Origin of the sequence: Faecalibacterium sp. OF03-6AC, assembly GCF_003478175.1 — a bacterium.
Classification (GTDB): domain Bacteria; phylum Bacillota; class Clostridia; order Oscillospirales; family Ruminococcaceae; genus Faecalibacterium; species Faecalibacterium taiwanense.
In genome coordinates this window covers 35,525-50,926 of record NZ_QUEN01000011.1, presented here as the reverse complement: position 1 = coordinate 50,926, position 15,402 = coordinate 35,525, and the positions used below count along the sequence as shown (strand labels likewise).

The following is a 15,402-nucleotide window of genomic DNA, read 5'->3' as shown; positions in this document are numbered from 1 at the left end:
ATTAGAATCGACGATGCGCCGCTGCGGGAAGTGCGAGGGCTTTCTCTCGCTGGTGGTCTGGCGAGCGCAGGCGGGACGGAGCACCCGGTGCCGCTGTCATGCTGTCACTCCGGGGCTTTCATGCTTTCCACCATGCTGATATGCCGCACATGCCGCCGCATGGCAAAGCACACCACAAAGGTGAACAGCATCGTCAATGCCACTGCCAGCAGATAGCTGCGGGGTGCAATGGTGCGGATGAACATGAGCTGATCCATTTCCACGGTCAGGATAATGAACCGGTGCAGCGGCACGCCCAGCAACAGGCCCACGCCGGAGCCGATGAGGGACAAAAGCTCGATCTCGCGGAAGATGTAGCGGTACACTTCTTTGTCATAGAAGCCCAGCACCTTGATAGTGGCAAGCTCCTTTTTGCGCTCGGCAAGGTTGACGCTGATCAGGTTGTACAGCACCACCGCCGCCAGCGCCGCCGCGCACACGATGATCAGCACCACCACGTAGTTCAGGCTGCCGATCAGGCTGCCGAACATGGAGGTGGTGTCCTCGGTGAAGCTGACGCTGCTCACATAGTTGCAGCCCAGCAGCTTTGTGCGCAGGGTGTTGTACTCCGCCTCGGTGGTACAGCCGGTCAGGCCGTAGACGGTGTTCCACTCCGGCGTGCTGCCCAGCAGGGCCTGCAGCTGCGCATTGGAGAGATACAGCCGGGTGAACATGTAGTTCTCAGTAATGCCGGTCAGCACCAGCGGCACGCGGCTCCCGTCTGCTGCCTCCACATAGAACGTATCGCCCACGCTCAGCCCCAGATTCAGGGCCGTTTTTTCGGTCAGGATCACGCTGTCCTCTTCAAAGGGAATGGGGTCGTGGCCCACCCGGGTGCGGAAGGTGAAGTATTCGGTCATCCGGGCATCGTCCTCCGCGCCTACGATGCTGACATCGGCGCTCCCGCCCTCTTCATTATAAAGGGTGGTGGACTTTGTGTAGAACGCGCCCCAGCTGTGGACCGCACTGCTGCTGTCCAGCGTGTCGGCAAGGCCCTGCTCCATGGTCAGCGCCTTTTCATCGCTGAGCGAGATGGTGAGATCGTTGTGGGTCAGCTGCCCGGACTGCTTGTCCACGATGGGCAGGATGGAATCCTGAATGCCAAAACCGATCAGCAGCAGCGCCGTGCAGCCTGCCACGCCCAGCACTGTCATGAAGAAGCGCTTTTTGTAGCGGAACAGGTTGCGGGCTGTGGTCTTTTGGGAGAAGCTCATGTGCTGCCACAGCGGGGTGATGTACTCCAAAAAGATGCGCTTGCCTGCCACCGGGGCCCGGGGCAGCAGCAAAGCTGCAGTCTTTTCCTTCAGGCTGGCACGGCAGGCGTTCCATGTAGCAAAACCGATGACGGCCGCGCTGATGGCCACACTGGCTGCCGCCATGCCGGGGTAAAAGTGCAGCGTAAAGGTGGACATGCTGAAGATCATCTGGTAGGCATACCAGATGATGAGCGGGAACACCACAAAACCGATGACCATGCCCACGATGCTGCCCAGCACGCTGGCGCTGAGGGCATAGAACAGATACTTGCCTGCGATCTTTGCGTTGGAGTAGCCCAGAGCTTTCAGAGTACCCAGCTGCAGGCGGTTCTCGTCCACCATGCGGGTCATGGTGGTGGTGGCCACCAGCGCCGCCACCAGGAAGAAGAACACCGGGAACACCCGTGCAATGGCATCCATGCGGTCGGCATATTGCTCAAAGGTGACAAAGCTCATGGTGGAGCCGCGGTCCAGCACATACCACTCACCGCTCTTGATCTGGCTCACCTGCTCCTCGGCATCGTTCAGCTGGGCAAGGCCGTCGGCCAGCTGCTGTTCGGCATCGGCCTTCCGGCTCTCGTACTCCGCGCGGGAATCGGCCAGCTGCTGCACGCCGTCCCTGTATTCCTGCCAGCCCTCGTCCAGCCGGGTGCGAGCCGCATCGAACTGGGTGTAGGCTGTGGCCGTGCCGGTGGTCAGCTGCAGCTGACCCTGCAGAAGCTTTACCTTCATCTGGCGCAGTGCTGCCTTTGCCTCAGTCACCAGCTGCTCGTTGGAAAGGCTGGGCGAAGAGATCAGCCCCTGTGCATACATCTGGCGCTTGCCCTCGTCCAGCTGGGCCTGATAGCCATTCAGCTGACCGCTGATGTTGTCGTAAGCATCCTGCGCCTTCTGCAGGGCATCCCGCAGCTCGGTGTACTCTTCATCGGCAGGTTCCGCTTCGTCCAGCGCCTTCTGCGCGTTGTGCAGAGCCGTTTCGGCATAGCCCAGCAGCGGGTCGGCCACCTTTTTCAGGTTCACCAGCATCTCGATCTGCTGCAGCTGATCCTCAAATTCCAGCAGTTGTTCCTCGCCGCTCACCAGCTCGTCCGCACCGCCCTGCATGGTATCCGGCAGGGCCTTTTTGCCGGCGGCAAGCTCCGCTTCGCCCGCGTCCAGCTGGGCTTTGGCGCTGTCCAGCTGTGCCTGTGCATCGGCCAACTGCTGCTCTGCCTCCGCAAACTGACGGTCTGCTTCGGCTTTTTTGTCGTTGTACTCGGCCCGGGCATCGGCCAGCTCTGCACTGGCATCCTCGATCAGCTCCGCCCGCCGGGCTGTGCACTGTGCCCCGCTGATGGCCTTTACCCTTGCGGCTGTGTCATCCACTGTCGCCTGATACGCGTCCGAGTAATTATCATACAGACCGGCATTTTTTACCTTGAGATAGCACGCCGTATAATAATTCGTGGTCAGGCTGCCCTCCGGCAGGAACACAATATCATCCAGCTGGCCGTCACCAGCGGTGCTGCTCTCCTTGTCCGTGGAAAAATGCTGCGGGTCCTGCACGGTGCCCACTACCGTGAACTGCTTCCGGCTCACATGTTCGGTGTCCTCCGGCAGGGTGAGCACCGTGCCCGGTTCCACCGGGTCGCCGTAGCCCATCACATGCACCACGCACTCATCCGGAGCCTCAGGCATCCGGCCCGAGAGCAGCACCAGACGGTTCATATTTTCTGCCGTGTCGGCCCCGGGGTCGGCGGGCAGCTGCTGCAGGCGCACCACCGCCGTCTCGCTCTGACCCTGCCACTGGGCCTCCACGTCCTGATATTTCACCGGCTGCACAGCCTCCACGCCGTCCACGGCGGCAATGGCGGCAATGTCCTCCTCCGAAAGGCCCAGCGTGGACAGCACCCGCAGGTCGAACACGTTCTGCTGTACGTAGTATTTCTGCCCGGCGATGCGCATGCTGGGCGCAAAACTCATCAGGCCGGTCAGCATCATCACGCCCAGCGCTACGATGCCGAACAGCGAGACCATGCGGCTCAGGTTGTCCTTCATTTCCCGCAGGATGTTTTTACGATAACTTTTCAGCACAGCTCTCACCACTCAATCTCCTGCACCGGCACAGGGTGCTCGTTGACCTGATTGGAGACGATCTTGCCGCTGCGCACCTGAATGATGCGGTCTGCCATCGCCGTCAGGGCGGTGTTGTGGGTAATAACGATCACCGTGCGGCCGGTGCGGCGGCAGGTATCCTGCAAAAGGGCCAGCACCTGCTTGCCGGTCTTGTAATCCAGTGCACCGGTGGGCTCGTCGCAGAGCAGCAGCTTGGGGTTTTTGGCCAGTGCGCGGGCAATGGACACCCGCTGCTGCTCGCCGCCGGAAAGCTGGGCCGGGAAGTTGTTCAGCCGCTCTCCCAGACCCACGCTGCGCAGGGTCTCTTTGGGGTCCAGCGGGTCGCGGCAGATCTCGCTGGCCAGCTCCACATTCTCCAGTGCGGTCAGGTTCTGCACAAGGTTGTAGAACTGGAACACAAAGCCCACATCGTACCGGCGGTAGGTGGTGAGCTCTCTGGCGGTAAAGTGGCTCACGTTCTGGCCGTCCAGCCAGACGTTTCCATCGTCGCAGCTGTCCATGCCTCCAAGGATGTTCAGCAGGGTGGTCTTACCTGCGCCGGAGGGTCCCACGATGATGCAGAACTCGCCTTTGTCCACATAAAAATTCAGGTGGTCTGCGGCGGCGATCTTCACACTGCCGGTCTGATAATATTTGCAAACGTCCTCAAACTCCACAAAATGCTCCATGGCGTTTTTCCTTTCTATCGGGAATGCATACTGTTTCAATTTAACTATAACATCTCCCGGCAGACTTTGCAAAGACATCTGCGCAAATTTTCAAAAACTTAACAGAAAAGCGCAAAAAGGGCCGCTGCACATCCCTGCGTGCAGCAGCCCTTTCATCATTTGATCTCAGCGGTCAGCGCCCCACGATCAAATCGCGGCGGCAGCGCAGGCCCACGGTGAGGAAGGTGTTTTCGCCCAGTCGGCGCAGCACCACGCGGTCGGTGCCCTTCTGGCCCTCCACCAGCAGAGACAGGTTCAGGGTGGTGGAGCCCTTCTCAGTCTGGACTACCAGCGTGCTCACACCCTCGTTCAGCAGGGTCTGCATGTCCTGCACGGTGGTGCGGAAGGTAGCAGAACCGGCAGGCACATCCAGCGTCAGCACGCTGTCCTTCTGGCGGGCAGTGTACAGCACTTCTCTGCCGAACAGGCCCTTGACGGTGTAACGGGCCTCGCTCTTTTTCGCCGCTGCATCTGCGGACGGGGCGGCCAGCTCATCGCCGGAGATCAGCATGATGTTGCCCTGAATGGGGTTTCCCTCCGGTGCGCCGTAGCCGCCGTAGGTGGGGTCCTTTTCGCCGATCGCCACATCGGCGCTGTGCAGGGCGATATCTCCCTGCACCATCTGCTCCTGCGGGGGCAGATAGCCTGCGGCAGCAGGGTCGTTGATGTCTGCTTCTGCGGCAAATGCGCCCACGCTCAGCATGGCGGCAGCACCCAGCACTGCAGCGGTGGTGGTGACGGTACGGACAAATTTATGGTTCAGTTTCATTTGGAATACCTCCGTTGACGGCGGTTTTGCACCGCACATTTTTGTTTTGTGGAAAACCATGGTCTGCCATGCGGTGTAATACAAAACCGCCGCATCTGTCTTATAAACGGATGCGGCGGCGGGATTATTGCAGCAGGCTATAAAATTTTTTGGAAGCTCTGCCGCCGGGGTCACTGGGCCTGTGCCGGTTCCCGGTTCAGGATCTCCATGAACTCCTCGCCGGTGATGGTCTCCTTCTGGTACAGATACTGTGCCAGCTCGTCCAGCTTGGCGCGGTTGTCGGTCAAAATCTGGACAGCCTTTTCGTGCTGGGCCTTGACCAGCCCCACCACCTTCTGGTCGATCTCGCGCTGGGTCTGGGCCGAGCAGGCCAGCGAGGTGTCGCCGCCCAGATACTGGTTGTTCACGGTCTCCAACGCCACCATGTCAAAGTCCTTGCTCATGCCGTAGCGGGTGAGCATGGCGCGGGCAAGCTTGGTGGCCTGCTCAATATCGTTGGAGGCACCGGTGGTGATGGATTGGAACACCACTTCCTCGGCGGCGCGTCCGCCGGTAAGGGTGGCGATCTTGTTTTCCAGCTCTTCCTTGTTCATCAGGTAGTGGTTGCCCTCGTCCACCTGCATGGTGTAGCCCAGTGCGCCGGAGGTGCGGGGGATAATGGTGATCTTCTGCACAGGGGCAGAGTTGGATTGCTTAGCCGCCACCAGTGCATGACCGATCTCGTGGTAGGCCACGATGCACTTTTCCTTGTCGGTGAGGATGGAGTTCTTCTTCTGGTAGCCTGCAATGACCACCTCGATGCTCTCCTCCAGATCGGCCTGCGTCACGCTCTTGCGGCCTGCACGCACGGCGCGCAGGGCTGCTTCGTTGACGATGTTGGCAAGTTCCGCACCGGATGCACCGGAAGCCATGCGGGCCACGGTGTTGAAGTCGATGCCCGGGGCCAGTGCCACCTTTTTGGCGTGCACTTTCAAAATCTCTTCGCGGCCCTTGAGGTCGGGCAGCTCCACCGGAACACGGCGGTCAAAACGTCCGGGACGTGTCAGGGCCGGGTCCAGAGAATCCGGGCGGTTGGTGGCCGCCAGAATGATGACGCCGGTGTTGCCCTCAAAGCCGTCCATCTCGGTGAGCAGCTGGTTCAAAGTCTGCTCACGCTCGTCGTTGCCGCCGAGATTGCCGCTGTTGCGCTTCTGACCGATGGCATCGATCTCATCGATGAACACGATGCAGGGGGCCTTTTCCTTTGCCTGTCGGAACAGGTCGCGCACCTTGGACGCGCCCATGCCCACGAACATCTCCACAAATTCAGAGCCGGAAATGGAGAAGAACGGCACGTTGGATTCGCCTGCCACGGCCTTAGCCAGCATGGTCTTGCCGGTGCCCGGAGGGCCCACCAGCAGGATGCCCTTGGGCATGGATGCGCCAATGCTCTCGTACTTGCCGGGGTCGTGCAGGTAATCCACGATCTCCTGCAGGTTTTCCTTTGCTTCATCCTCACCGGCCACATCCGCAAAGCGGATGCCGTGGGTGGACTGCACATAGACCTTGGCGTTGGACTTGCCCACGCCGCCGAACATCATGGACCCCGGGCCGCCGCCGGCCTTTTCCATCAGCTTTTTGTTCATCTGGTTGCCGATGAAGCTGAACAGCAGGATGGGCAGCACAAACCAGATCAGGAAATTGAGCATCGGCGACCCCTGCTCCACGATCTCGCTGGAAAACTGTGCTCCGGCATCATACAGGCGCTGGGTAAGCTCCGGGTCGTTCATCAGGCCGGTCTTGTAGACCTGCTTTTCCTCTTGATCGGTAAAAATGATCTGATTGGATTCGATATCCACACGGCCGATGTTCTTTTCCTCGGTCATGGTCATAAAGGTACCGTAGTCCACTTCCTCCACCTGACGCTCGCTCATCCACGGCAGCAGCACAAGGTTGAGCAGCAGCAGGACCGCCAGCACGATGGCGTAGTAGATCGCCAGCGGCTTTTTGGAAGGTTTGACTTCTTTCATGTGGCAATTCCTCCTTTGGTTCCGGATGCAAGTAGTATAGCACAGGAAAACCGGGCGCAACAGCAATTCGAGCAGAACTTTCCAAAAACTTAGCAGTTTGTTAACAAAGGTCCCCTCTGCATACAAAAAGAGAGCAGCCGAAGCTGCTCTCTTTGGTTCAGCATGGGTTTACTGTTTGGGGAATGCCTTTTCCCACACTTCAATGGTCTTGAACTTGGGCATCCAGCCTTCCGGCTTGAAGCTGCTCTCGCTCTTGGCATCCATGATGCCCTGTTCCACACACCACTGGGCTGCCTTGGCGGTGTCGGCATCTGCCACATCCGCAAAGGCCGGGGTGTTCACAGGTTCAGGTCTGCCTGCGGTGTTCCACACCAGCAGTGCCAGCTGGCCGCGGTTTGCGGGGATCTCTGCGCCCTCGGGCAGGATGTTGTGCAGGATCACCCGGGTAGTGATCTCGTAGCCGCCCCAGACTGCTGCGCCGCCCACCAGAACGGCTGCAACAGCGCCGCCTGCGCCGGAATCGCCGCCGGTAAAGTCGTCATCGCCGGGCACGACAGGAGGAGTGCCCACAGCGGTAATGGAGATGTACGAAGGTACAGGATTCGTCTCAGGATTCGTCTCAGTGTTCGGCACAGTGTAAGAAGTTGTGCCTTCTTCGTCCGTATAAGCAACCGTTGCACTTTCAGCATTCTTGCCGGTCTTCACCTCATAACCCTTGGCAGGACTCTGAGTGTAGACCAGTTTGCTCTCCACTACAGCGCCAGTGCCCTTGTTTTCCAGCACCACATCACCAGAGCAGGTGATTTCAGCATCACCGCCAATGGTTGCTCCTTCGTCTCGCTTACCAGAAATGGTCACGTCTGTTGCGCCAGTGATCGTCAGCTTGCCATCATGGAGTGCCGCAGCATTCTTACTTGTGATCTTCACTTCACCACTGCAATTGATGGACGAATCGAGGTAACTGCGCGAATCCCAGACAGCGCGCTGGTTTGCAGTGATCGTCACATTAGCCGCCTTGGTGATCACGACCGGGTCCCAAACTGCACCGCCATTCTGGCTGGTGATCTCCACATTACCGCTGCACTCAATCTCGGCTCTGCCATAGATGGTATAGCTGTTTCCATCTTCATCGGTGCTTGTACGGCCCTCACCATGGATGGTCACATTCTGTGCGCTCTGAACATCGAGATTGCCGTGGTCACCATAACCCAGCACATTGCCAGAACCGGTATTATCCATCAGGATGTCACCGGCGCAGGTAATAGTAGCGTCCCCCGTGATAAGGGCGGTGGAGGATACGCCCGTTACCTTCACATCCTGTGCGCCGGTAACGGTCAGGCTGCCATTTACCACAGCACCGTTCGCATTGCTCAGTACCACATCCACCTTATCCTCGAGATCGTCAGTGATCTCGACCTTCATCTTGCCAAAGCTGCCGGTACCGGTCAGGGTGTGGGTATCCGGGTCATAGGTGAGCTTGTCGTTTCCGACTTCAAGAATGTGCCCGCAGTTTTCGCTGGTCACTTCAATGGGAGGATTATTGCCTATCGTGACTTTGATGCCGTAGTTGACCCCTTCATCAGGTTCAGGGATTTCCTTGACCCAGTTAGCAGTCAGGGTCATGTTTTTGTTCACAGTAACGGTGATATTTTCGCTGGTCTCTTCGCTGCCAGTCCAGCCCTTAAACGTCCACTGGCCTTCGCCCGGTGCAACAGCCTTGATGGTCAGTTCTTTGCCGTTTTCCACCTTATAAGTAGTGGTGCCATTTTCACCAGCAGTGCCAACCAACTTGGTTTCGCCCTCATAGGCTTCGGCATACTTCAGGGTAAGGGTATGGGTGGTCCGTTCTACCCATTTAGCAGTCAGGGTCATATCTTCGGTCACGGTAACAGTGATTTTTTCGCTGGTTTCTTCACGGTCTATCCAGCCACCAAACTTCCACTGGCCTTCGCCCGGTGCAACAGCCTTGACGTAGACTGTCTTGCCCTCGTCCACATGATAGGTAGAAGTGCCGTTTGCGCTCGTTGCATTGATCAGCTCCGTGGTGTACGCTGCATCCGTGTAAGCCTTGGCATTCGTCAGCGTGAGCGTCTTGTTGCTCGGATTCACATACTCGATTCTGAAATAAGAGTATCTTGCACAATCATTCGCGTCCTGGGTCTCAGTGCTCTCGGCCTCGGAGCTGCCTGCATAATAGCGGGCAACGTAACCAGTCGGCAGATTCCTTACCTCCACCGTGCCTGCCTGAACTGCCTCATAACCGTAGGTATTGCAAAGCGTGACCGCACCAGTGCAGTGATCAAGTACCAGCTTGCCTGCTTTACCCCTGTCGCCGATTACGCCATAAATAGCAAAAGCGGTAGCCTGAATTTTTTGCGCATTGTGCACGGTCAGGGTTCCGCTGACGGTCGAGCCGTTTCCGCAATTCAGAGAAAGGGTCTGACAGTTGATATCTGCACCGCCGTTGAGGATGCCGTCAATGCTCACATCCTGTGCGCTGTTCACAGTCAGCTTGCCTTCAACAGCCTGATTTACCAAGCTGATGTTATTATAGTCAAGGTTGCCGCTGATTCTCACATCACCAGCGCTAGTAATCGTTGCATCACCGCGAATCGCAGCATCAGTGGCGGAATCGGATTTTGTGACGGTCAGATCATTGACAGTTGCATTCAGGCTACCATTCACGGCGTAAGATTCACCCTTGATGGTGACGTTTTCTCCACCGTTAAGGGTTACATCGCCATTAAAGCCGCCTTCAAACGCAAAGCCATCGTCATAAGACACGGCGGGATAACCTAAAGGCCATGTCTCGTCAGAGCTGACAGTTCCACCATTCGCCGTCAGGTTGTAAGTAGTATTGCCCACCGTAACGGTCAGAGTATGCGTCGCCACGGGAGCATCCTCTGCCGCCAGTGCGCTGAGGGGGCTTGCCGCCTGCAGCAGCAGGCCAAGGCTCAGCAGCCCGGCAAGGAATTTACGGGTACGTTGTTTCATGTAGGGTGTACCTCCTCTGTTCTATCTTTGATCCTATCATACACCCGTAGCTCCCCCCGGGCATTCGTTTGACACGAATCGACCGAAAAATGCATCGAATCGACCCGTGCACAATTTAGGAAAATTCTGCCCCTTATTTTGTGAAATTGTTTCATTTTGAGAATGAGTCAGATTGCTTGACACTGCCCGCGAATCATGCTAAACTTAGTCCACTTTGAAAAAAGCACAAATGCGTTGACGGGGAAAAAACGAATTTCTTCTGCGTACAGAGAGCCGCCGGGTGGTGCAAGGCGGGTGCAGAGGGCTTCGGTTACTGGCCCCTGAGCGGCAGGGCTGAACACACAAGTAGGCTCTGACGGATGTCCACCGTTACAAGGACAGCGATTCGCCGCAAAAAGCCGATCGTGCAAAGCGGCTGTGCCCAAAGGCGCAGCAAAGAGAGTGGTACCACGGGTGCCCTGTAGTTTGAACTTTACAGGCTCTCGTCTCTCAAGGTTTTCGCCTTGAAAGACGAGAGCCTTTTCGTATATCTGCCTTTTGGAAACAGACTTGCCCTCTCCGTCACGGCTTACGCCGTGCCACCTCTCCCAAAGTGAGAGGCCTTGGCAGTACGGCAAAGTTTCCGGTTTTGCCAAGGGCTCCCCCCTTTGGGGGAGCTGTCGAACGAATGTGAGACTGAGAGGGCGAGGACGCTCACAAAGAGCATGGCGCAAGAAGTGTAAATCGTTTAGGAGGACGCACATTATGATGGACGCAACCAAGTACGCTCCGGGTTACTACCCGGTACCCGCAGGCTATGACAGCTGGGTAAAGAAGGATCACATTGAAAAAGCCCCCGCATGGTGCAGCGTGGACCTGCGCGACGGCAATCAGGCCCTGATCGTGCCCATGAGCCTTGAGGAAAAGCTGGAGTTCTTCCAGATGCTGGTAAAGATCGGCTTCAAGGAGATCGAGGTGGGCTTTCCTGCCGCCAGCGACACCGAGTATGAGTTCCTGCGCACCCTGATCGAAAAGAACATGATCCCCGAGGATGTCACCGTGCAGGTGCTGACCCAGTGCCGTGACCACATCATCCGCAAGACCTTTGAGGCCGTCAAGGGCGCACCCCGCGCGGTGATCCACTTCTACAATTCCACCTCTGTGGCCCAGCGCGAGCAGGTGTTCCACAAGAGCAAGGAAGAGATCAAGCAGATCGCCACCGACGGCGCAAAGCTGGTCAAGCAGCTGAGCGAGGAGTATGAGGGCAACTTCCTGTTCGAGTACAGCCCCGAGAGCTTTACCGGCACCGAGGTGGACTATGCCGTGGATGTGTGCAACGCCGTGCTGGACATCATGCAGCCCACCCCGGACCGCCCCATGATCATCAACCTGCCCGTTACCGTGGAAATGAGCATGCCGCACGTCTACGCAAACCAGATCGAGTACTGCGACAAGCACCTGAAATACCGCGACAGCGTGATCATCTCCACCCATCCACACAACGACCGCGGCACCGGCGTGGCCTGCGCAGAGCTGGCCGTGCTGGCGGGTGCACAGCGCGTGGAGTGCTGCCTGTTCGGCAACGGCGAGCGCACCGGCAACGTGGATGCCGTGACGCTGGCAATGAACATGTACAGCCACGGCGTGGACCCCAAGCTGGACTTCTCCGATATGCCGGACATCTGCGCCACCTACGAGCGGGTGACCCGGATGCACATTTACGAGCGCACCCCCTACGTCGGTCAGCTGGTGTTTGCCGCCTTCTCCGGCAGCCATCAGGACGCCATTGCAAAGGGCATGGCCTACCGCAAGGAGCATGGCGAACACCGCTGGACCTGCCCCTACATCCCCGTTGACCCCCACGACATCGGACGCACCTACGATGCCGATGTTATCCGCATCAACAGCCAGAGCGGCAAGGGCGGCATCGGCTTTGTGCTGGAACAGAACTTCGGCTACAACCTGCCGCCCAAAATGCGTGAGGCGCTGGGCTACAAGGTCAAGAGCGTTTCCGACCACAGCCACAAGGAGCTGAGCGCAAACGAGGTGCTGCACATCTTCGAGGATGCCTTCCTCAACCGCTGCAAGCCGTTCAACGTTCTGGAAGCCCACTTTGCACAGGTGGGCGGCATCACCGCCACCGTCACGCTGGAGCTGAACGGTCAGCGCAAGGTGGTCACCTCGGTGGGCAATGGCCGTCTGGACGCTGTGGCAAACGCCATCCAGAGCGCCACCGGCATGGAGTTCCACCTCGAGACCTACTCCGAGCACAGTCTGGACGAAGGCTCCACCTCCCGCGCTGCCTCCTACGTCGGCCTTGTCTGGGGCGATAACACCGTCACCTGGGGTGCCGGCACCGACACCGATATCATCGTGGCCGGCATCAAGGCACTGGTGAGCGCGATCAATAATAAGTAACATCCTCGCCCTCTCAGTCACCTGCGGTGACAGCTCTCCCAAAGGGAGAGCCTCTGGCGAAACCGGTAACTTTGCGTGGACTGCCAAGGCCTCCCACTTTGGGGGAGGTGGATGCGACCAGCGGGAGCAGACGGAGAGGGCGAGCCGCCTATAAATATAAAAGGAGAGTACCATCATGGGAATGACCCTGACGCAGAAAATTCTTGCCGCACATGCCGGTCTTGCCGAGGTCAAGGCAGGCCAGCTCATCAATGCAAAGCTGGACATCGTGCTGGGCAACGACATCACCACCCCGGTTGCCATCAACGAGTTTGAAAAGGCCGGTTTTGACGGTGTGTTCGACAAAGAGCACATTGCCATCGTGCTGGATCACTTTGTGCCCAACAAGGACATCAAGAGCGCCACCCAGTCCAAGCAGTGCCGCGAGTTCGCCAACAAATACGATATCCTCAACTTCTACGATGTGGGCCAGATGGGCATTGAGCACGCCCTGCTGCCGGAAAAAGGCATTGTGACCGCAGGTGACTGCGTGATCGGTGCAGACAGCCACACCTGCACCTATGGTGCACTGGGTGCCTTCTCCACCGGTGTCGGCTCCACCGATATGGCCGCAGGCATGGCCACCGGCATGGCATGGTTCAAGGTGCCCTCTGCCATCAAGTTCGTGCTCAAGGGCAAGTTCGGCCCCCGCGTGTCCGGCAAGGACCTGATCCTGCACATCATCGGCATGATCGGTGTGGACGGTGCGCTGTACAAATCCATGGAGTTCACCGGCCCGGGCGTTGCCAGCCTGACGATGGACGACCGCCTGTGCATCTGCAACATGGCCATCGAGGCCGGTGCCAAGAACGGCATCTTCCCCGTAGACGATGTGACCAAGGCTTACCTCAAGGGCCGCAGCCAGCGTGAGCCGGTGTTCTTTGAGGCCGACCCGGATGCCGAGTACGAAAAGACCATTGAGATCGATCTGGACAAGCTGGAACCCACCGTCAGCTACCCCCACCTGCCCGAGAACACCCACCTTGCCAGCGAGGGCAAGGACATCAAGATCGATCAGGTTGTGATCGGAAGCTGCACCAATGGCCGTCTGGAGGACATGGAAGCCGCCTACAACGTGCTCAAGGGCAAGCACATTGCCAAGGGCGTGCGCGGCATCATCATCCCCGCCACCATGGCCGTTTACAAGGAATGCATCCTGCGCGGCTGGACCACTGCCTTTATTGATGCAGGCTGCATCGTGTCCACCCCCACCTGCGGCCCCTGTCTGGGCGGCTACATGGGCATTCTGGCGGAGGGTGAGCGCTGCGTTTCCACCACCAACCGCAACTTTGTGGGCCGCATGGGCCATGTGAAGAGCGAGGTCTACCTTGCTTCTCCCGCCACCGCCGCCGCCAGCGCACTGACCGGCTGCATCACCGACCCCCGCACGGTCTGATCGGAAAGGAGCACAACAATGAACGCAAAAGGTTCTGTTTTCAAATACCCGGACAACGTGGATACCGATGTCATCATCCCGGCCCGCCACCTGAACACACAGGATGCCAAAGAGCTGGCCAGCCACTGCATGGAGGACATCGACAAGGACTTCGTCAAGAAGGTGAAGGACGGCGACATCATGGTGGGCGGCTGGAACTTTGGCTGCGGCTCCTCCCGTGAGCACGCACCGCTGTGCATCAAGACCGCCGGCATCTCGGTGGTCATTGCCAAGAGCTTTGCCCGCATCTTCTACCGCAACAGCATCAACATCGGTCTGCCCATCATGGAGTGCCCGGAGGCTGTGGATGCCATCAATGCGGGCGACACCGTCAGCGTCGATTTTGACACCGGCGTGATCACCGACGAGACCAACGGCAAGGTGTTCCATGCCGAACCCTTCCCGCCGTTCATTCAGGAGATCATCTCGGCCGGTGGACTGATGAAGTCCATCAAGAATAAGAAGTAAGAGGAACAACCAATGGAAAAAAACATTGCTGTCATCTGGGGCGACTGCTCCAGCCCGGAGATCGTCAAGCAGACCATCCGCGTGCTTGACAAGGTGGCCGAAAAGTACGGTCACACCTTCCACTATACCGACGCTGCCATGGGCGGCGAAGCCATTGACAAATACGGCGACCCCCTGCCCCAGCACGAGCTGGACAAGTGCCTTGCTGCGGACAGCGTCCTGCTGGGCGCCGTGGGCGGCCCCAAGTGGGAGGGTCTGCCCGGTGAGCAGCGCCCGGAGAAGGGCCTGCTGCGTCTGCGTGCAGGCATGGGCCTGTACTCCAACAACCGCCCGGCCAAGATCTGGCCGCAGCTGGCTCCTGCCAGCCCCCTGAAGCCCGAGATCGTGGCACAGGGCATCGATTTCATCATCGTGCGTGAGCTGATCGGCGGCGTATACTTTGGCAATCACGAGACCCACACCCTCGCCAGCGGCGAGAAGCAGGCCATCGACTCCATGCCCTACGCGGAGCATGAGATCGAGCGCATCGGCCGCATCGGCTTTGAGACCGCACGCAAGCGCCGCAAGAAACTGTGCTGCGTGGACAAGGCAAACGTTTTGGACACCAGCCGTCTGTGGAGAAGCGTGATGCACCGCCTGCAGGCCGAATACCCGGATGTGGAATACAGCGAGATGTTCGTGGACAACTGCGCCATGCAGATCGTCAAGAACCCCGCCCAGTTCGACGTGATCGTTACCGAGAACATGTTCGGCGACATCCTGTCGGACGAGGCTTCCATGATCACCGGCTCCATCGGCATGATCCCGTCCTCCTCTCTGGGCGACGGCACCCGCGGCCTGTATGAGCCCATCCACGGTTCGGCCCCCGATATTGCGGGCAAGGACATCGTGAACCCCACCGCCTGCATCCTGTCTGCTGCCATGATGCTGCGCTACTCCTTTGGCATGGCCGAGGAAGCCGATGCCATTGAGACCGCCGTGAACAAGGTGCTGGACAAGGGCCTGCGCACCGCCGACAACATGAGCGAGGGCTGCATCTGCCTTGGCTGCACCGCCATGGGCGATGCCATTCTGGCCGAGATCTAAGTTTTTCCATAACGCACAAAGGGGAACGACAGCCGTCGTTCCCCTTTTCGTCTGCACAAAAAAGAGCAGCTGTTCCCAGCTGCCCTTC

9 protein-coding genes and 1 other annotated feature are annotated in these 15,402 nt (G+C 58.5%); of the genes, 4 read left to right on the top strand and 5 right to left on the bottom strand.

The window, feature by feature from the left end; genetic code table 11:
• Positions 1-104: 104 nt before the first annotated feature.
• The 5 genes from DXA66_RS11835 to DXA66_RS11815 all read right to left on the bottom strand — a co-directional run bounded on the left by DXA66_RS11835 (position 105) and on the right by DXA66_RS11815 (position 9,889).
• On the bottom strand, positions 105-3,377 hold the full coding sequence (locus tag DXA66_RS11835; protein WP_243089098.1) for an FtsX-like permease family protein: 3,273 nt from the start codon (positions 3,375-3,377) through the stop codon (positions 105-107).
• Positions 3,374-4,078 (bottom strand): ABC transporter ATP-binding protein, encoded by a 705-nt coding sequence (locus DXA66_RS11830; protein ID WP_097780939.1) that lies wholly within the window; start codon positions 4,076-4,078, stop codon positions 3,374-3,376. The genes DXA66_RS11835 and DXA66_RS11830 overlap by 4 nt, the downstream gene beginning before the upstream one ends.
• 172 nt (positions 4,079-4,250) lie before the next feature.
• A complete protein-coding gene (locus DXA66_RS11825) occupies positions 4,251-4,886 on the bottom strand; it encodes a hypothetical protein (protein ID WP_044953740.1) in 636 nt (211 codons plus the stop codon).
• A gap of 170 nt (positions 4,887-5,056) precedes the next feature.
• Positions 5,057-6,895, bottom strand: a complete 1,839-nt coding sequence (ftsH, locus tag DXA66_RS11820) for an ATP-dependent zinc metalloprotease FtsH (RefSeq protein WP_118529132.1) — start codon at positions 6,893-6,895, stop codon at positions 5,057-5,059.
• 168 nt (positions 6,896-7,063) lie between these two features.
• Positions 7,064-9,889, bottom strand: a complete 2,826-nt coding sequence (locus tag DXA66_RS11815) for a hypothetical protein (protein ID WP_118529130.1) — start codon at positions 9,887-9,889, stop codon at positions 7,064-7,066.
• Between the two features lie 225 nt (positions 9,890-10,114).
• Positions 10,115-10,382 (top strand) — a binding site (T-box leader).
• A gap of 251 nt (positions 10,383-10,633) precedes the next feature.
• Here DXA66_RS11815 and DXA66_RS11810 point away from each other — a divergent pair.
• The 4 genes from DXA66_RS11810 (at position 10,634) to leuB (ending at position 15,314) form a co-directional block, all read left to right on the top strand.
• Positions 10,634-12,286 carry a 2-isopropylmalate synthase gene (locus DXA66_RS11810; protein ID WP_118529128.1) on the top strand — a complete coding sequence of 551 codons (1,653 nt, stop codon included), beginning with the start codon at positions 10,634-10,636 and terminating at the stop codon, positions 12,284-12,286.
• A gap of 175 nt (positions 12,287-12,461) precedes the next feature.
• Complete coding sequence (leuC, locus tag DXA66_RS11805; protein WP_118529126.1) at positions 12,462-13,721, top strand: 3-isopropylmalate dehydratase large subunit; 1,260 nt, start codon at positions 12,462-12,464, stop codon at positions 13,719-13,721.
• Between the two features lie 18 nt (positions 13,722-13,739).
• A complete protein-coding gene (gene leuD / locus DXA66_RS11800; RefSeq protein ID WP_097776707.1) occupies positions 13,740-14,228 on the top strand; it encodes a 3-isopropylmalate dehydratase small subunit in 489 nt (162 codons plus the stop codon).
• A gap of 12 nt (positions 14,229-14,240) precedes the next feature.
• A complete protein-coding gene (leuB, locus tag DXA66_RS11795; protein WP_118529124.1) occupies positions 14,241-15,314 on the top strand; it encodes a 3-isopropylmalate dehydrogenase in 1,074 nt (357 codons plus the stop codon).
• Positions 15,315-15,402: the final 88 nt, after the last annotated feature.